At 45.0% G+C, this 21,997-nt stretch carries 20 protein-coding genes; 15 read left to right on the top strand and 5 right to left on the bottom strand.

Annotated elements, in window-relative coordinates; genetic code table 11:
- Positions 1-30: 30 nt before the first annotated feature.
- Together LWP20_RS17610 and LWP20_RS17605 are read left to right on the top strand one after the other, a co-directional pair.
- On the top strand, positions 31-3,222 hold the full coding sequence (locus tag LWP20_RS17610; RefSeq protein WP_242929497.1) for a SusC/RagA family TonB-linked outer membrane protein: 3,192 nt from the start codon (positions 31-33) through the stop codon (positions 3,220-3,222).
- 21 nt (positions 3,223-3,243) lie between these two features.
- Complete coding sequence (locus LWP20_RS17605) at positions 3,244-4,710, top strand: SusD/RagB family nutrient-binding outer membrane lipoprotein (RefSeq protein WP_242929496.1); 1,467 nt, start codon at positions 3,244-3,246, stop codon at positions 4,708-4,710.
- 228 nt (positions 4,711-4,938) lie between these two features.
- On the opposite strand, the gene LWP20_RS17600 is transcribed toward LWP20_RS17605, so the two are convergent.
- The 5 genes from LWP20_RS17600 to LWP20_RS17580 all read right to left on the bottom strand — a co-directional run bounded on the left by LWP20_RS17600 (position 4,939) and on the right by LWP20_RS17580 (position 9,512).
- Positions 4,939-5,655, bottom strand: a complete 717-nt coding sequence (locus tag LWP20_RS17600; RefSeq protein ID WP_242929495.1) for an SAM-dependent methyltransferase — start codon at positions 5,653-5,655, stop codon at positions 4,939-4,941.
- Positions 5,656-5,847: 192 nt separating this feature from the next.
- A complete protein-coding gene (locus LWP20_RS17595; RefSeq protein WP_242929494.1) occupies positions 5,848-6,618 on the bottom strand; it encodes an alpha/beta fold hydrolase in 771 nt (256 codons plus the stop codon).
- Between the two features lie 94 nt (positions 6,619-6,712).
- On the bottom strand, positions 6,713-7,765 hold the full coding sequence (selD, locus tag LWP20_RS17590) for a selenide, water dikinase SelD (protein ID WP_242929493.1): 1,053 nt from the start codon (positions 7,763-7,765) through the stop codon (positions 6,713-6,715).
- A 2-nt stretch (positions 7,766-7,767) separates the two neighbouring features.
- A complete protein-coding gene (gene mnmH / locus LWP20_RS17585) occupies positions 7,768-8,796 on the bottom strand; it encodes a tRNA 2-selenouridine(34) synthase MnmH (RefSeq protein WP_242929492.1) in 1,029 nt (342 codons plus the stop codon).
- A gap of 2 nt (positions 8,797-8,798) precedes the next feature.
- Positions 8,799-9,512, bottom strand: a complete 714-nt coding sequence (locus LWP20_RS17580; protein WP_242929491.1) for a pyridoxine 5'-phosphate synthase — start codon at positions 9,510-9,512, stop codon at positions 8,799-8,801.
- Between the two features lie 168 nt (positions 9,513-9,680).
- Here LWP20_RS17580 and LWP20_RS17575 point away from each other — a divergent pair, with 168 nt between their 5' ends.
- From LWP20_RS17575 to LWP20_RS17515, 13 genes are all read left to right on the top strand, one after another.
- On the top strand, positions 9,681-10,142 hold the full coding sequence (locus LWP20_RS17575; RefSeq protein WP_242929490.1) for a GatB/YqeY domain-containing protein: 462 nt from the start codon (positions 9,681-9,683) through the stop codon (positions 10,140-10,142).
- 114 nt (positions 10,143-10,256) lie between these two features.
- Positions 10,257-10,775: a CvpA family protein gene (locus LWP20_RS17570; protein ID WP_242929489.1), complete on the top strand. Its 519-nt coding sequence runs from the start codon at positions 10,257-10,259 to the stop codon at positions 10,773-10,775.
- A 236-nt stretch (positions 10,776-11,011) separates the two neighbouring features.
- Complete coding sequence (locus LWP20_RS17565) at positions 11,012-11,581, top strand: anthranilate synthase component II (protein WP_242929488.1); 570 nt, start codon at positions 11,012-11,014, stop codon at positions 11,579-11,581.
- 53 nt (positions 11,582-11,634) lie between these two features.
- Positions 11,635-12,411 carry an alpha/beta fold hydrolase gene (locus tag LWP20_RS17560; protein WP_242929487.1) on the top strand — a complete coding sequence of 259 codons (777 nt, stop codon included), beginning with the start codon at positions 11,635-11,637 and terminating at the stop codon, positions 12,409-12,411.
- Positions 12,408-13,073, top strand: coding sequence for a CBS domain-containing protein (locus tag LWP20_RS17555; RefSeq protein ID WP_242929486.1), 666 nt, complete (start codon positions 12,408-12,410; stop codon positions 13,071-13,073). Before LWP20_RS17560 ends, LWP20_RS17555 begins: the two co-directional genes overlap by 4 nt.
- A gap of 8 nt (positions 13,074-13,081) precedes the next feature.
- A complete protein-coding gene (locus LWP20_RS17550) occupies positions 13,082-14,473 on the top strand; it encodes a BamA/TamA family outer membrane protein (RefSeq protein WP_242929485.1) in 1,392 nt (463 codons plus the stop codon).
- A gap of 11 nt (positions 14,474-14,484) precedes the next feature.
- Entirely contained in the window at positions 14,485-15,372 is an 888-nt protein-coding gene (locus LWP20_RS17545) for an NAD kinase (RefSeq protein ID WP_242929484.1), read from the top strand.
- Positions 15,373-15,491: 119 nt separating this feature from the next.
- On the top strand, positions 15,492-16,481 hold the full coding sequence (locus LWP20_RS17540; protein ID WP_242929483.1) for a DUF6089 family protein: 990 nt from the start codon (positions 15,492-15,494) through the stop codon (positions 16,479-16,481).
- A gap of 47 nt (positions 16,482-16,528) precedes the next feature.
- A complete protein-coding gene (porG, locus tag LWP20_RS17535; protein ID WP_242929482.1) occupies positions 16,529-17,293 on the top strand; it encodes a type IX secretion system protein PorG in 765 nt (254 codons plus the stop codon).
- Positions 17,294-17,353: 60 nt separating this feature from the next.
- Positions 17,354-18,097: an undecaprenyl pyrophosphate synthase gene (gene uppS / locus LWP20_RS17530; RefSeq protein ID WP_242929481.1), complete on the top strand. Its 744-nt coding sequence runs from the start codon at positions 17,354-17,356 to the stop codon at positions 18,095-18,097.
- Positions 18,098-18,105: 8 nt separating this feature from the next.
- Positions 18,106-20,583: an outer membrane protein assembly factor BamA gene (gene bamA / locus LWP20_RS17525; protein WP_242929480.1), complete on the top strand. Its 2,478-nt coding sequence runs from the start codon at positions 18,106-18,108 to the stop codon at positions 20,581-20,583.
- A 15-nt stretch (positions 20,584-20,598) separates the two neighbouring features.
- Entirely contained in the window at positions 20,599-21,282 is a 684-nt protein-coding gene (locus LWP20_RS17520; protein WP_262914634.1) for an OmpH/Skp family outer membrane protein, read from the top strand.
- A gap of 27 nt (positions 21,283-21,309) precedes the next feature.
- Entirely contained in the window at positions 21,310-21,930 is a 621-nt protein-coding gene (locus LWP20_RS17515) for an OmpH/Skp family outer membrane protein (RefSeq protein ID WP_242929479.1), read from the top strand.
- Positions 21,931-21,997: the final 67 nt, after the last annotated feature.

Here is a 21,997-nt window from a genome sequence, read left to right as displayed (position 1 = left end):
ATTTATATCTCACCTTAAACACAAAGCGCAATGAAAAAACTATTACTGTTATGCTTTTGCATGGTGTCGGTACTGCTGCAGCAGGCCATGGCCCAGGTAAGAGCTATCACCGGTAAGGTGACTGATGCTTCTACTAACCAACCGCTGCCGGGTGTAGCCGTGTTGGTAAAAGGAACTACAACAGGCACGGCCACCGGAGCTGATGGCTCTTATTCACTGAATGTACCCGAAGGCGGTACTACTCTTGTATTCCGTTTTATCGGTTATACAACTACAGAGCGTGCTATAGGCAATGCTTCAACTGTTAACATCAGCCTTCCTGTTGATACAAAGCAGCTGAGCGAAGTTGTAGTTACAGCCCTTGGTTACCAGCGCGAAAAGGAAACACTACCTTACTCGGTTGGTGCTGTAAGCAACGAAAACCTTACGTATGCCAAATCCAATGACGTAAGTTCAGCGCTAGTTGGTAAAGTTTCAGGTATACAGCTGCAAGGTTCGCCAAGCTCTAACTTCGATAACGCCAACATCGTTATTCGTGGCGCTAACAGCCTTAACACTTCTCAGCCTCCGCTTTATGTTGTAGATGGTACTATCACAGACCAGAACAGCGTAATTATGGATAACGTTGAGAGCATTTCGGTGCTGAAAGGTGCGGCAGCAACTGCCCTTTACGGCCAGCGTGCTGCTAACGGTGTGGTTATGATCACGAGCAAAAAAGGAACAAGAGGTACTCCTACAGTAGAGCTGAACCTTTCCGCTGCTTTTGAAAACCCATCGGTAACCATGCCTTACCAGAATAGTTATGCAGGTGGTTATACTTCTAACGCTAAATCTCCGGGTACTACCTACGATGCTGAAGGTTATTACATATTCAGATATAAGCCAGGAACGCACCCTGCAGAATGGGCCGCTTTTGATGGCCAGCGTATATTAGACTATGGTGCCGATGAAAGCTGGGGTCCTAAAATGAATGGCCAGCCTTATCGCCCATACTATTCATGGTACCCTGGCGCTGACTTTGGTAAGCTAAGCCCGCTTACTCCGCAGCCGGATAACATCAAGAACTTTTACAAAACAGGTAAAAACTTAAACAATAGTATCGCTTTCAGTGGTGGTGCTGATAATTATACTTACCGCCTGACCTACGCTAACCAGCAGCGTACGCTTATCATACCTAATGCAGAGCGTAACCAGCACCAGGTAGGTTTAAATACCACGTTGGATGTTACTAAAAAGCTGGCAGTTTCTGCTGATATGAGCTTTACATCAAACAAACAGGATGGTCGTCCGCAAGAAGGATACCGCCTGGATGGTTTGAACGTGACGCAGAACTTTAACCAGTGGTTCCAGCGCCAGCTTGACCTGGAAAGATTGAAGAACTATCGCAACGCAGATGGCTCGCTTCAGTCATGGAACATAGGCGACCCGAATGGTACAGGCGATCCGTCGTTATACCTGGCTCCACAGTACTGGGACTCTCCATACTTTGTAGTTAACGAGAACTATGGTACATCAAACTCTAACCGTTTGGTTGGTAACCTTGGATTAAACTATAAAATAAACGATTACTTCAGCTGGCAGTCTTATGCCCGTATGAGCTTAAGAAATGGCGAAGGTGATTTCCGTATCGCTTCAGGTGGTTTGAACACAGACGAATACTCGCTCTACCAGAACACCTTCCGCGAAATGAACTACGAATCGAACCTGAACTTTAAGCGAGCGTTCGGCGATTTTTCAGTAGACGCCCTTGTGGGTGGTAACCTGCGCAAGGATAGCTACAACCAGCTGGAAGAAGTTACGCAGGGTGGTTTGTCTTTCCCTAACTACTTTGATATTAACGCTTCTATTGCCCGCCCTTACATAGCAAGAGGTTATTCTAAGAAACAGGTTCGAAGCGTATACGGCCGTGCATCGTTTGGCTATAAGAGCTTCCTGTTTATAGATGCCTCTACAAGAAACGACTGGTCTTCGGTACTTCCGGTTAAAAACAACTCCTTCCTGTATCCATCTATAGGCGGTAGCTTTGTATTTACCGAACTGATGAAGAACAGCCCGATCACTAACGTGCTGACAACTGGTAAATTAAGAGCCTCTTGGGCACAGGTTGGTGCAGACTTAAGTCCTTTCCAGGTTTATACTACTACAGATAATAAATCGCCTTACGGTTCTACTCCTTCTGCTGAAGTGGGCAATGAGTACAGAACAGGTAATATTATGCCTGCGCTTACAACATCAAGAGAATTTGGTGCCGATTTACGCTTATTTAACGCTGTAGGTATTGAATTTACTTATTACCAGGATGATAACACAGACCAGATCCTGCCTCTGAACATCGACCCTTCAACAGGTTTCAGCAACTACCAGATTAACGCAGGTAAAATACAGCGTAAAGGTATAGAGGCAAGTATAAATGCGACTCCTTTAAACGGCGATTTCAAGTGGGATGTAAGCCTGAACATGGGTAGAAACCGCTCAAAAGTAATTGAGCTTTCTGATGGCCTTACAAATTACTTAGCAGGTACACAGCGTAACGATACCCGCCTGGAGCACCGTGTTGGTAAAGAGTGGGGTATGCTGGTAGGCCGTATGTGGCAGCGCGATGAGCAGGGTAATGTTAAAGTTGGTTCTAACGGTATTCCTCTGTATGATATTAACAAAGAGAGAGGTACTATACAGCCAGACTTTACCGGTGGTTTGTTCAACAACTTCAGCTACAAAGGCTTTAACCTTGCCTTCTCTATCGACTTCCAGAAAGGTGGTTTGTTCCACTCGCTTACTAAAATGTACGGATATGGTACAGGTCTGCATGAGAACACAGTTGGTGTAAACGATAAAGGCCACGATTGGAGAGATTTCCCATCAAATGGTGGTGGTATCCTGATCCCGGGCGTTTATGCTGACGGCAAACCAAACACGACTTACATTCCTGCGCGTAACTACTTCTATACTTCACTTCAGCGCGATAACATCAACCAGATGGTTATAGATGCTTCTTACCTGAAACTACGCGAAGTACGCCTGGGTTACGACCTTCCTAAATCATTACTTGGTAACACAATCAAAAGTGCTAACCTTGGTGTAATGGTAAGCAACGCATGGCTGATCAGCGCTCCTGGTAAAGAGTTCGGCGTTGACCCATCAGAATTGGAAGAAACATGGTTCGAAGGTGGCCAGTTGCCATCTACCCGCACAATGGGTATTAACCTGAAAGTAAGACTGTAATTTTTTAAAGTTTGATCTTATATGAAAAATAAATTTATATTATTCATCGCGGTGCTTTTTGCTATGGTCGCGTGCGATCCTAGTGATTTTGACGACACGAACGTCGATCCAAGACAGGTGAAAGAAGCGCCTACACGCACCCTTTTAACGTTTGCCTTACAGCAGCTTCCTTTCACGGTTTGGAATGCTCCAATCCGTAACGTAGCCGGCTATGGTACCGAGTACCTGGACCTGTATGCCCAGCATTTGGCTGAAGGCCCGTATCCTGCCAGCTCGTTGTATTCAGTTAGAAACCTGTCGTGGACGGCATGGTATACAGGCCCGCTTTACAACCTGCAGACCATCATCAACCTGAACAACGAAGACAGCAAACTGGCTGATATCGGTAACGGCTCTAAAAACAACCAGATTGCTGTAGCCCGTATCATGAAGGCTTATTACTTCTGGTTCCTGACTGATATTTATGGCGATATTCCTTACTCTGATGCGCTGAAAGGCAACCAGGTACTGCAGCCAAAGTATGACAAGCAGGAAGATATTTACAACGACCTGTTTAAGGAGCTGAAAGAAGCGCAGGCTATGATCAATACTGGTGAGGCTGGCGTTACCGGCGATATCCTGCTAGGTGGAGACATGGCTGCCTGGAAGCGTTTTGCTAACACAACCCGTTTGTTCATGTCGCTTCGCCTGATGAAGAAGAACCCTGCAAAGGCTCAGACTGAAATGACAGCTGCTTTAACTGATGGTGTAATTGAGAGCAATGCACAGAACATTACCTATAAGTTTATCGGCGGAGACCCTAACAACTGGAACCCTTGGTACGAGAACTACTCTAATGACAACCGTAATGACTATGCCATTAGCAGCACTTTAGGTAACTACATGCTAGCTAACAACGACCCACGCGTGTTTGTATATGGTGAGGTTCTTAACGGTTCTGAGGTTAAGCCTTTACCATATGGTAGCTCAGCAGCTAAAAACATACCTGGTATCTACAGCCGTATAGGTGCACGCCTACAGGCTTCCGATACAGAAGCGCCAATCTTTACTTATGCACAAGTTCAGTTTGTAAAAGCAGAAGCTGTACACAGAGGCTTTACAATTCCGAACGGCGGTGCTGTAGCAGACCTGTATAACAGCGCGATCAAAGCTTCTTGGGAATTCTGGGGTGTGTATGACGAAGCAGCTTATAATGCTTTCATAGCTGATGCTGACATAGCTTATACTACTGCCAATGGTTTAGAGAAAATTATCTCTCAGAAGTGGGTGCACCAGTACCTGAATGGCTTTGAGTCATGGACAGACTGGAGAAGAACAGGTTTCCCTGTACTTGCACCAGCTCCTGATGCAGTAGACTCAAGAGGTATTCCGCGCAGAATGGGTTATCCATCAAACGCGAAAGCACTGAATGAGGCTGGCTATACTGAAGCTGTTACCCGCCAGGGTGCTGACGACAACTACACCAGAGTATGGTGGGATGCACAATAGCCTAAAAGATATTTTAAGTTAGTAAAGTGAATAAATTAGAAAACTAAGTAGTAGTCTTCTTCACAAGACAAAGGCCTCCGGACTCCGGGGGCCTTTTCTATTTTATACTTTAATCGATTTAGAATTTAAGTTCACGTTAAATTAGCTGGCCAATAAATGCTCTCGCTCACCTCTGGCGCGTGTGAGCATCAGCTGGAACTTAAAAACGTTAATCTAAAATCGAGGGGACTATTTATAGATCAGGAACACGGCTGGCTGCTTGTGAATGTCGGGTAGTTTGCCTTTCCATTCTGCTATGGTTTTAGTTTGGATAAGCTCGTGCTCAGGTGATGTGATGTTGGCTGCGATGCAGAGACGCGTGCTGCCACTTAGGTTATGCACCAGATCTTCGAGCAGCTTATTGTTGCGGTAAGGCGTCTCCATGAAAATCTGTGTCTGGTCGCGCTGGAGCATTTCTTTTTCTAGCTGGCGAAGGGCCTGCAGGCGCGGGCCTTTTTCTATGGGCAGGTAACCATGAAAAGCGAAGTGCTGCCCGTTAAATCCGCTTCCCATTAAGCTTAAAAGTATAGCCGAAGGTCCGGCAAATGGCACCACTTTTATACTTTTCTGGTGGGCATACTTTACAACTTCGGCACCTGGGTCGGCTACGCCGGGGCAACCAGCTTCCGAAATTATACCGGCATCTATACCTTGTTCCTGCAATGGCTTAAGCGAAGCCTGTACCTGTGCAGGCGTGGCATCTTTATCAACCTGAACAAAATTCAACTCCTCTATAACCAGCTCAGGGCAAATGCTTTTTACGAAGCGGCGGGCCGTGCGCAGGTTCTCAACTATAAAATAGGTAAGGTGTCGAACCGTGTCTTTTACTTGTGGCGAGATCACCTGCTCAGCGGTGCCTTCAGCAAGTATGGTTGGGATTAAGTATAAAGTGCCGGATTTTTTCATGGTGCAAAAGTATAAAGTATAACGGTGCCAAAATAAAAAAGCTGCCACAGCCATTTTGCCGCGACAGCTTTTAAGTTATCTGCAAGTATGCAATTTAGGTTTTAATTGCTTTTACATCTTCACAGGTATAAATCTGGGCCAGTAAGGAAGGTGCAGATGCAGTTTGAAAATTTCTGGTAAATCAGTATTTGTTTACTGAGCTTCCAAAAAATTTGAAACCAGTTCGTATACCTGGTCGGGTGCTTCGGCATGTACCCAATGGCCGGCATTTGGCACAGTTTCAACCTCAACCAGCGTAAACAAATGCTCTATGCTGCTGTAAATATCTTCCGGCAGAATATACCGGGACCTGCCACCTTTTATAAACAGGGTGTGTTTTTTGAAAGGAACATCTGACGTAATAGCTGCAGCAATTTTACCGTAGTTCTTCTCAATGGCATCCAGGTTCATGCGCCAGCCGAAAGTGTTATCTTCTTTGCGGTACAGGTTTTTCATCAGGAACAGGCGCACCTCATCTTCTTTAATAGTTTTAGCCAGCTGTGCATCTACTTCGCCACGGCTTGTAACAGTGCTTAGGTCTACCGACTGCAATGCGTCTATTATCTCATCGTGATGCGGTGGGTAAGCTTTAGGCGCAATGTCTACAACTATAAGTTTGGTAAGACGGGTTGGGTATTTAAGCGCATAATTCATGGCTACTTTGCCGCCCATCGAGTGGCCCATAATGGCTGGTGTTGGAATTTGCAACTCATCTACGAGCGCCAGCACATCGGCTGCCATTACATCGTAGTCGTGCTGGTCACTGTGTGGCGAGCGGCCATGGTTTCGCAGGTCTACAAGAAATACGTTATAGTTTTCAGCCAAACGCTTGGCCAGTGTTTGCCAGTTATCGGATGTGCCAAACAAGCCGTGCAATATTAGCAGTGGTTGTCCATGGCCCATTTCGCGGTAGTGTAATTTCATACTTTCAGTTAACAGTAAGTACAGTGAGCAGTTATTAGTAAACAGTAATCAGTTTTAAGGCTTACGCAAGTATAGGCTTATTAGATAGCAGCCTTTATACTACCTGAATTAATTTCTCATCAGCTCCGCGCTCTTTTAAAACACCTAATGGCTGAAGGTCCAGGTTATACTTTGCAAAAAGCTGCAATACTTCTTCACGGCCGGCAGGGTCAACAGCTACTAGCAAGCCGCCGCTGGTTTGTGGGTCGCAGAGCAGGTGTTTCTGGTCTGGGGTGAGGGCTGCAATTTTGTGGCCGTAGCTATCGAAGTTACGGTTTGTGCCGCCAGGTATAGCTTTCTGTGCCAGGTACTCCAGCGCCTCAGGTATAACCGGTACTTTATCAAAGTATACTTCTGCTGTAAGGTTGCTGCCTTCGCACATCTCTGACAGGTGGCCTAACAAACCAAAACCTGTAACATCGGTCATGGCTTTAACCTGCGGTAGCTTACCCAGTTCTTCCCCAATTTTATTCAGCTGCATCATTTGCTGAGGTGCCAGGTGCGTGTGCTCCGGCTTAAGTATGGCTTTTTTCTGCGCGGTGGTAAGTATGCCTACGCCAAGCGGTTTTGTTAAGTATAATTCGCAGCCAGCGGTGGCGGTATCGTTTTGTTTCAGGTTAGGGATATCGAGCATGCCGGTTACAGCCAGGCCAAAAATAGGTTCGGGGCTATCGATGCTGTGGCCTCCGGCTAAAGGTATACCTGCTTCGTGGCAAATACTGCGGCTGCCTTCTATTACGCGTTTAGCTACTTCAGGGGCCAGTTTATCAATGGGCCAGCCTAATACCGCAATGGCCATAGTTGGCGTGCCTCCCATGGCATAGATATCCGAAATAGCGTTAGCCGATGCAATACGACCAAAATCATAGGCATCATCCACAATTGGCATAAAAAAATCGGTGGTGCTGATAACGGCGCGGCCATTGCCAATGTCGTACACGGCGGCATCGTCGCGGGAGCTGTTGCCAACCAGCAGGTTTTTGTTTTCGGGATAAGTGATATCGGTGTGCAGGATAGTATCGAGCACTTTAGGCGATATTTTGCAGCCGCAACCAGCGCCGTGGCTGTATTGGGTAAGCTTTATTTCTTGTATTGATGTTTCTTCCATAACTAAATCAGCTGATGCATTTTTGCAAATTCTACTATCTGATGTGCATTCTCTTCCGGGTTTATACTAGGTAAAGGGAGCGACAGCACACGTTGTTTTTTGTCGAGGTCAAAATTATAGGCTTTGTCGTAGTAGCTTAGGGCAATGTCTACCATCTTCTCCATATCGCCGGCGGCAATGGCCTCAAGCGCTTCTTTGGTAGCCAGGCCACCGAGGCGTTTCTGAATTTTAAGTATGGCTGTTTCCAGAATTGCTTTATCGGTATGGCAGTATTCGGCGGCTAATTTCTGCACGCGCGCTGCCTTCGGAATCTCTAGCTGTATAACAGTAGCCTGCTGCATCTGGTCGTAGAATGGTTTGGGCATAACTACTTTGCCTATGGTTACACTTTCATCTTCCAGCCAAAGCGGTTGCTTCCGGTTAATTTTTAATAGCTCTGTGCCCAGCAGGTTCTCAAACATTTCGGTGGATGGTTGCGGCGGCATGTGTATACTTCCGAAAGCCGAGCCTTTGTGGCAAGCCAGCCGTTCCAGGTCAATTGTTTGTTGCCCTAGTTTTTGCAGGTAAGGCAGCAGGTCGGTTTTGCCGCTTCCGGTAAGGCCGCCAAGTATAACCAGGTGCTGCGGACCCGAGAACTGCTCTTGTATAAAATGGCGGTATGACTTATAACCGCCCTCTAATAAGTTTACTTTGAAACCGGCGAAATCAAGAAGCCAGGCCATGGCACCGCTTCGCATACCACCACGCCAGCAATGTACAAGCAGTTCTTTTTCCGGAGCCAGTTTAGTTGCTTCTTTCACAAACTCCGACATTTTTGGGCCAAACAAGTCCAGGCCTATTAGTACTGCCGGGTCGTGGCCTTGTTGTTTGTAGGCAGTGCCAACAGTGGCGCGCTCTTCATCCGAAAAGATAGGAAAGCTTCTGGCTACCGGGATATGGCCTGTTGCATACTCTTTGGGTGCACGGGCATCCAACACTGGCAGACTTTTGGCCTTCTCCAGAAACTCCTGTATGGTTATCGTATTTACCACGGTTATTTAAGCTGGCGCAGGTAAAGCTGAATTGTATTCTCCAGCCCAAAGTATAGCGCGTCGCAGATCAGGGCGTGGCCTATACTTACTTCCAGCAGCCCCGGTAATGTATCTTTCAGGTATTTCAGGTTATCCAGATCAAGGTCGTGTCCGGCGTTCAGGCCAATTCCAAATTCCTGTGCCTTGATGGCAGCCGCTAAGTATGGTTTTATGGCTTCTTCACGGTTGCTGTGGTAGTTGCTGGCATATGCTTCGGTGTAAAGCTCTACCCGATCGGTGCCAACCAGTGCCGCACCTTCAATCATACTTTCCTCCGGATCAACAAAAATAGAAGTTCTGATGCCCAGTTCTTTGAGCTCCAGAATTACATCCGTCAGAAAATCTTTATGCTTAAGCGTGTCCCAGCCGGCATTGGACGTGATGGCGTCAGGTGCATCGGGTACTAATGTGGCCTGTTCAGGGCGCACTTCTTTTACAAGCTTTAGAAAGTCAGGTGTCGGGTTGCCTTCGATGTTAAATTCTGTCGTAACTATGTCTTTCAGGTCGTATACATCGCGGTAGCGAATGTGGCGCTCGTCGGGGCGCGGATGCACGGTTATACCTTGCGCACCAAAGCGTTCGCAATCTTTGGCAACCTGCACCACATTGGGCCTGTCGCCGCCACGGGCGTTACGCAGCGTGGCTATTTTGTTTATATTTACACTCAGTTTGGTCATGTGTATGGTAATGGCGGCTTTTGGGGCCGGGTTATACTTTCTGTTACAGCAGACTAAATTAGCTGAATTTTGTTTAAGATGATAACCTAAAGCTACGGCTATAGTAGTGTATAAAATACAGGCAACACCTAAGTGCCTCGTCTTGAAGTATAAATTAACATTAAAACTATGAGCTTAAAACAAAGAATTGAGGCAGACATAAAGCAGGCCATGCTGGCAAAAGAAAAAGGCCGCCTGCAGGCATTGAGAAGTATAAAATCGTTGATACTGCTGGCCGAAACTGAAAAAGGCGGTGGCGAAGGGCTTACACCAGACACGGAGTTAAAGTTACTTACAAAAGCTGCGAAGCAGCGCCGCGAATCGGCGGAAGTATACGCCAAGCAAGGCCGCGCCGACTTGGAAGAAATTGAATTGGCAGAATTGGCCGTGATTGAGGAATACCTGCCAAAGCAACTGGATGAAGGCGACCTGCGTGCAAGATTGCTTGAAATTATTCAGCGTGTAGGTGCTACCGGCCCGTCTGATTTAGGGAAAGTAATGGGTGTTGCATCGCGTGAGCTGGCTGGGCAGGCAGATGGCCGTGCAATTTCCAGCGCAGTAGGCGCCTTACTGAACAACACAGATTTTTAAGTTTTAAAAGAGCTACTACAGCTGCAAAAGCTATTGAGTAGTGCTTCTTTTTAAAGTATATTTGAAGGCAGAAGTGGCTGGTGTTTGGCTGCTTCTGCCTTAATTTTTTCTGTTGTGAGCACGTTTGATATTTTCTTAGCCATCCCGATTGCCTTCGGTGCTTTTCAGGGTTTCCGGAAAGGTTTGTTATTGGAACTGGTGTCGTTGGTAGCGCTGGTGATTGCTATACTTGGCGGCCTTAAATTACTGGATACGGCATTGCCCGTAATGCGCGGTTTTTTTGGCGATGCCGGTGGCCTGTTGCCTTATGTTACTTTCCTGGTTGTGTTTGTGGGTATTATTCTGCTGGTAAGATTAGCAGGCATTATACTTAAAAAAGCTGTTGATTTCACGCCTTTCGGCATGTTCGATAACCTGATGGGCGCTATACTTGGGGCGCTGAAATGGTGCTTTGCTTTAAGCCTGCTCTTCTACGTTTCAGGTATGGCAGGTATAAGTATAACAAAAGGCACAGCCGATGCTTCGATCATTTACCCGGTTGTTCTTAAATCCACTCCTTACGCATTAGATACATTGGGCTATGTACTTCCGTTTATAAAAGCGCTGCTGACATCCCTGAAAAATAATTTCTAATAACTGAATTTGAAGCTACCGGACAGAGTTTATACTTATAGTATGAGTATGGCTCGCTCGTCATTTTATACTTTGAAGCTGTTTACGGATGTAAGTTATAGCCATTGGTTGGCATTTTTACCAACAATCTATAAATGCAGTTTTTCAGAAGCTATGAAAACTATAAGTCCAACTATAGAAATCATTTGTAAATAGTAACGCATTAAATAATTTACACATTAGCACATTCATCACCCATGTTGCTGCTGCTCGATAATTTTGATTCTTTTACCTATAACCTGGTTGATTATTTCGGGCAGCTAGGGGTGGAGGCGCATGTAGTCAGGAATGATGTGCCACTGGAACAAATTACGAAGTTACCGGTAACTGCCATTGTGTTGTCCCCGGGGCCGGGCACGCCTGAAAATGCCGGCATTATGATGGACGTGATCAGGTATTACCATGAGCAGGTGCCCATGCTGGGTATTTGCCTTGGGCACCAGGCGCTGGGCGAGTTTTTTGGAGCCAGACTTGAGAAAGGCATAAGGCCTATGCACGGCAAAATTTCAGAAATGATATGTGAAGAAGACCTTATCTTTGCAGGCTTGCCAACACAAATGCCAGTGGTACGCTACCACTCGCTGGTGCTGCGGCATTTACCCGAAAGTATACTTGCACTGGCCCATACGCAGGATGGTGAACTGATGGCTTTCAGGCATAAGGAGCTGAATTTGTATGCTTTGCAGTTTCATCCGGAGGCTGCTCTTACCACTTATGGTTTGCAGATGCTCAAAAATTGGGTTAGTATTGTTAATATTGCATCATAATTACACCGTATACCAACTTTTACACGTTGGGTATACATTAGTTTCTTTACAACATGAATCTACAGGTCAGACAAGAAGGCGATTTCCAATACATTGATGAAGGCGAAGGTGAAGTATTGCTGTTGTTGCATGGGCTCTTTGGGGCTTTAAGCAACTGGCATGGCGTTGTAGATCATTTCTCGAAGCAGTATCGTGTGGTTATTCCGCTGATGCCGATTTACGAAATGGCGCTGCACAAAGCCGGCGTTCCTGGCCTTGTATCTTTTATTGAAGACTTTGTGAAGTTTAAGCAGCTGGATAACATGACGCTGCTGGGTAACTCGCTGGGTGGCCACGTAGGTTTGGTTTATACATTAGACAATCCGAAAAAAGTGAAGCGACTGGTACTGACCGGAAGCTCTGGCTTGTTTGAAGACTCGATGGGTGGCTCGTTCCCGAAGCGTGGTAACTATGATTATGTAAAAGAGCGTGTAGCGTATACTTTCTATGATCCGGAAACGGCCACAAAAGAACTTATTGACGAGGTGTTCAACATTACGAATAGTAATGCTAAATGCCTGCGCATAGTAGCAATTGCAAAATCTGCGCAACGACATAATATGGCCAAAGATGTCACTAACATTAAGGTGCCAACGTTGTTAATATGGGGACTGAATGATACGATTACACCGCCTGTAGTAGCACATGAGTTTAACAGGCTTATCGAAAACTCCGAACTCCATTTTATAGATAAGTGCGGACATGCGCCAATGATGGAACATCCCGATAAGTTTAACAGTATCTTAGATAAATATCTAACAAAAACAGCCCAAACAACCACCGCCACATGATAGCAGAAGAGCTCATTAACCAAATGATTCCACCGCTGAAGTACTACGATACCGTAGAAAAGGCTTTGCGTTGGATGGATGAGTTTCGGGTAAATGAGCTGCCTGTGGTAAAAAACCGCAAGTATATGGGGCTGGCCACCGAGGGTAACCTGGTAGAACTGAATGACCGTTCCCAGAACCTGGAGCAGGTGCCGCTTGAGTTTCAGGATGTTCATGTAATGCATTTCCAGCATTTTTATGATGTGATGGAAGCTGCTATCAAAAATAAAATTCAGGTAGTACCCGTGCTGGATGAAGAGCAGGAGTACATGGGCATTATCACGATTAACGATACGCTGGCGGCTTTCGGGCAAATGTCGGCATTGCAAGGGCAGGGAAGTATACTGGTGCTATCGATGCCGGAGCGCGATTATTCCCTCAGCCGCATCAGCCGCCTGATAGAAGAAGAGAACACCAAAATTCTGAGTGCCTATGTATCTCCGGATGAGTTGGACCCTTACAGTATTAAGCTTACCCTAAAACTCAATACAACCGATCTGAGCCGCATTATTGCTACACTGGAGCGTTTTGAGTACCGCATTACAGCTCAGTTTAACGATGGCAGCAAGTATGATGTCGGCCGCGACCGACTCGACATGTTGCTCAAGTACCTCGATATTTAGCCAGACAGGTGCAGCCGCGCTACTTCCTGTTTTTTATACTTTCATTGTTTTGTACTGGCTTGGTGCATGCAATGCCCTGTGCTGTTTCGGTTGCTGTAATTGATAGCGTTAGCCTGAATGGCAACGATATTACCAAAAACCAGGTGCTGCTTGCCGAACTTACTTTTAAAGTTGGCGATAGTATTGCCACATCTGACCTGGAGCAGGTACTGGAACAAAACCGAAAACGTATCTCAAACCTTCGCTTATTTCATGAAGTGAGCTATACTTATACTTGCACGGAAGGGCGGGTAGCTGTAGTATACACTATGCAGGAGCGTTGGTACCTTTACCCGATTCCTATACTTGAACTTGCCGACCGGAATTTTAATGCCTGGCTCGAAAAGAAAGATTACAGCAGAATTGATTACGGTATAAACCTGGTCAGGCGCAATTTCAGAGGGCGCAACGAAGAAGTGCGTGTGCGATTACAACAGGGCTTTAATAAAAGGCTTGAACTTGGTTACCGTGTGCCATACATTAGCCGCACGCATAAAGTAGGTATAGATCTGGGTGTAGCAGATTATCGCAGCCGGACTATAAACTATACTGTCCGGAATAATAAACAGCGTTTTTTTGAACAACAAAATGGTTTGCCAATCCATAGAACTTCTTTTTCGGGTGCGGTAATACGGCGGCAAAGTGTGGAGCGGCAAGAAGGCCTGCGTTTATCGTATCATCAGGAAAAAATTTCAGACTCAGTAGCTTATTTAAACCCTGATTATTACCGGGATAATATTGAGCAGCGGCAGTACCTGAGAGCAGAGCTTTTTAAGGCCATTAATTTGCGCAATAACTTCGCTTACCCCTTAACAGGCAGCTATTTTGAGGCAGCTGTTTCGCATACTTTGTTCCTTAACCAAACGGGCAGTGCATTTACAGCTTTGAGGGCAAAGTATGTTAACTACAGCAAATTATCGGAAAAATTTTATTATACTGTGGGTGCCGAAGGCCAGCTTCGCCTTGCAAAACGCCATGCCTTTGCTGATAACATAGCATTAGGTTATCGCGCATTGGTGCGGGGTTATGAGCTTTATGTGGTAGGCGGGCAGCATTACGCATTGTTTAAGCAAGGGGTGTCGTATGAGCTTTTGAAGCTGGAAAGCATGCGTGTAAAGCAAATTAAGAACCCTAAATTTAACCGTATACCGATAGCAATATACATGAATGCGTTTACCGATGCGGCCTACGCAGCTGATAAAGTATACAATCAGGAAAACCCATTAGCCAACCGCTTGCTTGCCGGTGGCGGGTTTGGGTTGCATTTTGTAACGTTTTATGATATTGTGCTGCGGCTGGAGTATACTCTTAACCGCGAAGGCGACAGAGGATTTTACCTGAACGGCAGATTCCCGTTTTAACACATTGGCTTATGAAAATTGCTATACTTGGAAAACCTTTTGAAGACAACATAGCTCCATTTATACAAGCGCTTTTTGATGAACTGGTACGCCGCGGCGCAGAGCTTCTGGTAGTAGAGCATTTTAAACTATACTTGGGCAACACCATTAATCTACCTTCTGATATAGCAATTTTTAGCAGGGGCGATAGTTTAGTTGGTGTAGATGTGGTTTTAAGTATAGGCGGAGATGGAACCTTGCTGGATACAGTAACTTATGTAGGAGCAGACCAATTGCCTATACTTGGAATTAACACCGGGCGCCTGGGATTTTTAGCAACTATACCTTACGATAGCATAAATGCTGCTATTGATGCGTTGTATAAAAATGAATATACGCTGGATGAGCGTAGCCTGATCAGAGTAGATGCTAACCAGGATGTTTTTGATGGTATTAATTTTGGCTTAAATGAGTTTAGCATTCAGAAGCGCGATACATCAGCCATGTTGGTGGTGCACACGTATATAGATGGTGAATACCTAAACTCCTATTGGGCTGACGGGCTTGTTGTAGCCACTCCTACCGGATCTACTGGCTACTCATTAAGCTGCGGTGGCCCATTAGTGCTGCCTAAAACCAACAATTTCATTATTTCACCCGTATGCCCGCATAACCTGAACGTACGACCTATGATCGTGCCGGATAGTAGTGTGATCTCTTTTGAAGTAGAGGGGCGCAGCAGCAGCTTCCTGGCTTCTCTCGATTCACGGTCGGTGCCTGTTGATATGACTGTACAACTTTCCGTGCGGCGGGAGGATTTTGTGGCTCGACTTGTAAAGCTACATCATGTTGATTTTTTATCGACTCTTCGTAGCAAACTTAACTGGGGACTAGACAAAAGGAATAATCTTCTTCGCTAAATAATATTAAATATATCATATTGTTTTTATGATAGTTATTTATCTTTATTTTTGTAACGGTTAAGTAGGGGAGAAGTATTTTGTTTTGAGGAATTACCACAAAAAAGATATCACATTTTATGAAAAAATTAAGTACCCTTTTTCTGCTGCTTATTGCCGTTGTATTGGTAACTGCTATTGATGCAGATGCACAGCGATTTACTAAACGTAAGCGATATGGCTCAATTGGGGTAAGCCTTAATGCCATGAACTACTTCGGTGATATAGTGCCGGAGCCTGATTTTACCAGCTTACGATTTAAGTCTACGCGCCCCAATGTAGGATTAAGCTATACTTATCGTTTCTATCCGCGTGTGTCTGGCCGCGCCAGCCTTAACTGGGGCCGCATAACAGGTGATGACATGAAAAGTGCCTCTGAGAATGAGGGCGAAAACGTAGGCCGTTTCAAAAGAAACCTGTCCTTCAGAAACGATATAGTGGAATTAAGCGGCGTTGCAATCATCGACTTATTCGAGAACCGTAGTTTCTATCGCCGTCGTCCGGATTTTGTACCATATGGTTTTGTGGGTCTTGCTGTTTTTCATCATAACCCTAAAGCATACTACGAAAGAGGTTCGCACCCCGGCCTTTCCGGCAACCAGGATATCCCAACGGGCTGGTATGAATTGCAACCACTTGGCACCGAAGGGCAGTATGCTAATGGCGAAGGTTATCCAACACCTTATAAGCGCTTACAGGTTTCCATACCTTTTGGCTTAGGTGTAAGATACAGGCTGGACAGAAACTGGGATATGAGCTTTGAAGTGGGCTGGAGAAAAACATTTACAGACTACCTGGATGATGTAAGTACAGACCATGCTTCGAAAGCTGAAATACTTGCTGGAGGTGGAAGTAACCCTAAAGCAGCAGCTATATTAGCTGATAGAAGTGCAGAAAGTGGTTTTGCTACCCGCCCTGATCCTAGTGGCACTCCATATAGCAGCGTGCCATACTATGGTGAAAAAGGTGATATCCGAGGCAACAATTCAGATAAAGATTGGTATATCGTATCTGGTTTATCAGTAAATTATATTCTTGCACCACGAATCAGAAGCCCGAAGTTTAGATAATACAACAGGCAACTATTCGTTGTTCTCCTAAACTCCGCTTTGAATACATGACGTTACATACGATTAAACAGGCACTCCTTATTTGTTCAATGCTGCAAATAGGGAGTGCTTTTTTTGGCACTTCTGCATTTGCGCAAAACTCTGTTACCACCAGCGAAGTTGGTGTTGGTATAGGTGGCGCAAATTACAAAGGCGAATTAGCGCCTAACTACAGGTTTTTAAATAACCAGCCTGCCATCACAGCCTTCTACAGGCGCGATATCTCGGCACCTATCACCTTGCGTGGAGGTGTTATGCTCAGCCACCGTATTTTTGATGACAATACCATCAGCGACGAATCTTATGATCTGCCGCTCCCCAATCATCGTCAGGCTGAAATGCGCCTGAGCCTGGCGGAGCTATCTGCTGTAATGGAGTACAATTTTCTTGATTATTACGACCTGAAGCAGAAGCCACGCGTATCTCCGTATTTTTTTGCAGGGGTAGCAGGGTTGCTCTATAACATTAAGACTACTATTGCTAACCCAGAGTATGAAGATGTGAACGAGCCCTTCAGAACACGGCTTACGTTTGCAGTACCGGTAGGTGTGGGTGTGAAATATGCCCTAAACAAGTACTGGAATCTTGGACTGGAGTTCGGAGCTCGTAAACTCTTTAACGACCGCCTCGACAACCTGGCAAAGCAAGATAAGCGAATCGCCAACCCATACGACAAAGACTGGTATTTCTACAATGGCATCAGCCTGTCTTATACTTTCTATAGAATCAATTGCCCTGCTCCTTATAAGCGCACACCAGGAATTCTGGATTAGCATGTATAAATTTCACAAATTTGTCTTGCTTTTTGTAACTTGCAAGGAAATTGCGATTAAATGAATCTTAGGGAGCAAGTTGATTTAGACAATTTACCTAAGCACATTGCCGTTATTATGGACGGCAACGGGCGATGGGCAAAACAGAGGGGCGGACTACGCATTTTTGGTCACAAGAGTGCCATTACTGCAGTACGTGAAACAGTTGAGGCAGCTGCTGAACTCGGAGTTGATTACCTGACACTGTATGCATTTTCTACCGAGAACTGGTCGAGGCCTGCCGGAGAGGTAACCGCATTGATGCAGCTTTTGGTTTCTTCTATCAGAAAAGAGACATCTACGCTAAACAAGAATAATATCCGGTTGCTAACTATAGGAGATACAGCCAGTTTGCCCTCTTCTTGCCAAAAGGAGTTGCGTGAGGCAATGGATATCACTAAAAATAATACCCGGATGACGCTGGTATTAGCACTTAGCTACAGCGGCCGCTGGGATATTACGCAAGCCGTTAAGAAAATGGCGCTTGAAGTAGAACAGGGTAATCTTACTGCAGGTGAAATAGAGGAATCTACCATAGCGCAATATCTTGCTACAGCCGGCATGCCAGACCCTGAACTCCTTATCAGAACAAGCGGGGAGCAGCGCATTAGTAATTTCTTGTTGTGGCAAATGGCTTATACCGAACTATATATTACCGATTTGCTTTGGCCTGACTTCAGAAAAGAGCATCTTTACAAAGCAATATTAGCTTATCAGAGCCGCGAGCGTCGCTTCGGCAAGACCAGTGAACAACTAATCAAGTGAAAATATTAATGACAAGATGCATCTGGGTGCTTGTGTTTCTGCTAATCACAGGCACAGCTTCGTCTCAAGTGTTAAAAACCCCTACACAGACTAGCCCCATCGATTATTCACAGCCGAAACAATATCGCATTGGTGGTATTACTGTAAGCGGTGCCAATTTCCTGGATCCTAATGCGCTGGTTTCTGTAACCGGCCTGAAAGTGGGTGATGAAATTACAGTGCCTGGCGAAGATTTAAGCCGTGCTATACAGAAACTATGGGACCAAGGTATACTTGGCGATGTGGAAGTATACATTACTAAAATCGAAGGTAACCAGATTTTCCTTGATTTTAATTTGAAAGAGCGCCCGCGTCTTTCCCGTTTTACTTTCTCAGGTATAAACAAAACGCAGCAGGATGCCCTGCGCGAAAAAATAAACCTGATAAGGGGCAAGGTGGTTACAGATGCTGTGCTAAACAGCACACGTAATGTTATCCGCAATTATTACCTGGAAAAGAGCTACCTGAATGTAAAAACCACCATTACACAGAAGCCCGATTCTTTGCTTCCTAACAGTGTGGTATTAAACATTGCTATTGATAAAGGCGATAAAGTTAAAATAGCAGAAATTGATTTTGTTGGCAACGAGGCTTTTAAAGAAGCTAAGCTGGCAAAACAGATGAAGAAGACGAAGGAGAAGCGCATCTACAAGTTTTTCACTTCCTCTAAATATCAGAAGAACGAGTACGAAGCGGATAAAGAAAAGCTGATAGCCTTTTATAACAAAGAAGGTTACCGTGACGCAACCATCGTTTCTGACTCAGTTTACAAGATCAGCGAAGACCGTTTAGGCATTCAGATAAAACTAGATGAAGGCCAGCGCTATTATTACCGCAACATTACCTGGAATGGCAATTACCTGTACGATGACGCATACCTGTCAAGAGTTTTAGGTATCAGCAAGGGCGATGTATACAACAAAGAAGAACTGGATAAGCGACTAAACTATAACCCGACAGGTATAGACGTTTCAGCGCTTTACCAGAATGACGGTTACCTTTTCTTCAACATCGATCCTGTAGAAGTGAACGTTGATGGCGATTCTATTGACATAGAAATGCGCATGACTGAAGGCCCGCAGGCAACTATAAATAAGGTAACTGTAAGTGGCAATACAAAAACCAGTGACCACGTAATTCTTCGCGAAGTACGTACGCTGCCTGGCCAGAAGTATAGCCGCGACGACCTGATCAGATCAAGAAATGAATTGGCTGCACTTGGTTATTTTGACCCTGAAACTATAGGGCTTAACCCGATTCCAAACCCGGCGGAAGGTACAGTTGATATTAACTATAGCGTAGTAGAGCGACCGAACGACCAGATTAGTTTATCCGGTGGTTGGGGTGGCCCGATCGGTGCTGTAGGTACTGTAGGTTTAACGCTTAATAACTTCTCTACCCGTAAAATTACTAAGCTATCAGAGTGGCGGCCTATTCCGAGTGGCGATGGCCAGCGCTTGTCATTGAATGTGCAGGCAAACGGTAAATACTATCAGTCTTACTCATTGTCGTTTACAGAGCCATGGTTGGGAGGCCGTAATCCGAACTCGTTAACTGTAAGTATATTTAAAACAGTACGCCGCGACCCTAACTCTGACGTAGATAGCAGGTTAAATGTAGATGGTGGTTCTGTTAGCTTAGGCCGCCGTTTAAACTGGCCGGATAACTACTTCCATATGAGCCACTCGCTATCTTATAACCGTTATAACCTGAATAACTTCAGACTTTTTGGCGAGTTTGATAACGGAACATCTAACAGTATATCGTTTGTTAATACAATATCGCGTGTAAGTATAGATCAGCCAACATTCCCACGTCGTGGTTCTTCTATCTCGCTAAGTCTTAACCTTACACCACCTTATTCACTGTTTACAGAGCAACGTAACAACTATGAGTTTGTAGAATTTAACAAATGGATGTTCGATGCATCGTATTTTATAAACTTGGCAGGGAATTTGGTGTTGAATACAAGAGCACACTTTGGTTTTCTGGGCAAGTATAGCTCTGAAACAAGTATAGGTCCTTTTGAGCGATTCAGATTAGGTGGCGCTGGCTTAGGTGGTGGTAACATATTTGTTGGTACAGAATACATTGGCTTGCGTGGTTATGATGATGAGAGCGTTGTGAATAACGATGACCTTACGTTACAGTCTGCTGGCGGTATTGCGTATAACAAATTTGTACTGGAGGCGCGTCAGCTTATATCTCCGAACCCGGCAGCTACCATTTATGGTCTGGCGTTTTTAGAGGCTGGTAACAACTTTGGTTCGTATGATCGTTACAATCCGTTTAAGCTGTACCGCTCAGTAGGTGTGGGTGCTCGTATCTTTATGGCTGCCTTTGGCCTACTTGGCTTCGACTATGGTTGGAGACTGGATGATGTGCCTGGCCAGCCGGATATGAAACGTGGACAGTTCCACTTCATTATCGGACAGCAGTTACGCTAACAAGAAGGAATTTGTATGAAGAAGTTTTTGTTCATCTTTTTAGCAGGGTTTTTACTTTCCTATGTTTCGCAAGCACAGAAGTTTGGCTATATTGACTCAAATTTTATTTTGAGCAAGATGCCTGCTTATAATAAAGTGCAGCAGGAACTGGATAAGCAAGCCGAAGCCTGGCAGAAAGATATCGAAGGCATGCACCAGAACGTGGAAAAACTCAAGCAAGAGTATAAAGCGGAAGAGGTGCTGCTGACCGAGGAGATGAAACAAAAACGGCAGGCTGACATTGCTAAAAAAGAAACAGAAGTACGGGATTACCAGCGCAAGATATTTGGTTACGAAGGTACCATGTTTAAACGCCGCCAGGAGTTGATCAGGCCAATACAGGATGAAGTTTTTACTGCGGTTGAGAAAGTAGCCAAGGCCAAACAGCTTCAGATCGTATTTGATAAATCCGGAGATCTGGTAATGATTTATACAAACCCGGTACACGATTATACAGAGTATGTGCTGGAAGAATTAGGGCTTGCATCTGATAAACAAAATGCACCTGCAGCCAAACCAGCAGCCGGCGCTGTAGATAGCCCTGAAAACCTGCCGGAAACTAATGACACGGATGCTGAAAACGAACAGCAAAAGCAACCGGAAAAGCAAACTAAAACGCAGAAGACAAAGCCTGCGCCTAAAAAGAAGTCTAATAACTAACTACTATATTAATTAATCAACCCAACCATGAACAAAATTAAAACTTTAGTTGTAGCGTTCTTATTGATCAGCTTCGCCTCTTTTGCTCAGACAAGCGATAAGCCAATTAAAATCGGTTATACTAACGTAGAATATATCCTGCTTCAGATGCCAGAAAGCAAGCAGATCGAGTCTCAGCTTAAAGATCATAGCACACAGCTTGAGAATCAGTTAAAGAACAAATACTCTGATTACGAAGCTAAAATGCAGGCTTACGAAAAGGGTGCTGCAACTATGGATAAAGTAGTACGTGAGGATAAAGAGAAAGAACTGATGAACCTGAACAACTCTATCCAGGAGTTCCAGCGTAGTGCTCAGGTTTCTTTACAGCAGAAAGAGAAGTCTTTGGTTGATCCGGTTATCACTAAAATTGATAAGGCAATCAAAGAAGTAGCAAAAGAGAACGGCTATACTTATGTTATCAGCAACCAGGCTTTATTAGCAGGTCCTGAGGATGGGGATATCTCTCCGCTTGTACTTAAGAAATTAGGTGTTGACCCAACTAAGGTTAACACTCAGCAGCCAGCAGCTGTTAAACCAGCAGCAACTGCTCCAGCTAAAACTACAACAACTACTAAGTCTTCAAAGAACACAAAGAAGAAGAACTAAGTAAAATCTTGATTTTATAGTTTGAAAGCCGATGTGTTAAACTTCGGCTTTCTTTTTTGCCATACCA

Origin of the sequence: Pontibacter vulgaris (genome assembly GCF_022758145.1) — a bacterium.
GTDB lineage: Bacteria > Bacteroidota > Bacteroidia > Cytophagales > Hymenobacteraceae > Pontibacter > Pontibacter vulgaris.
The sequence above is the reverse complement of the archived record's forward strand: the minus strand, read 5'-3'. Positions and strand labels throughout refer to the sequence as shown.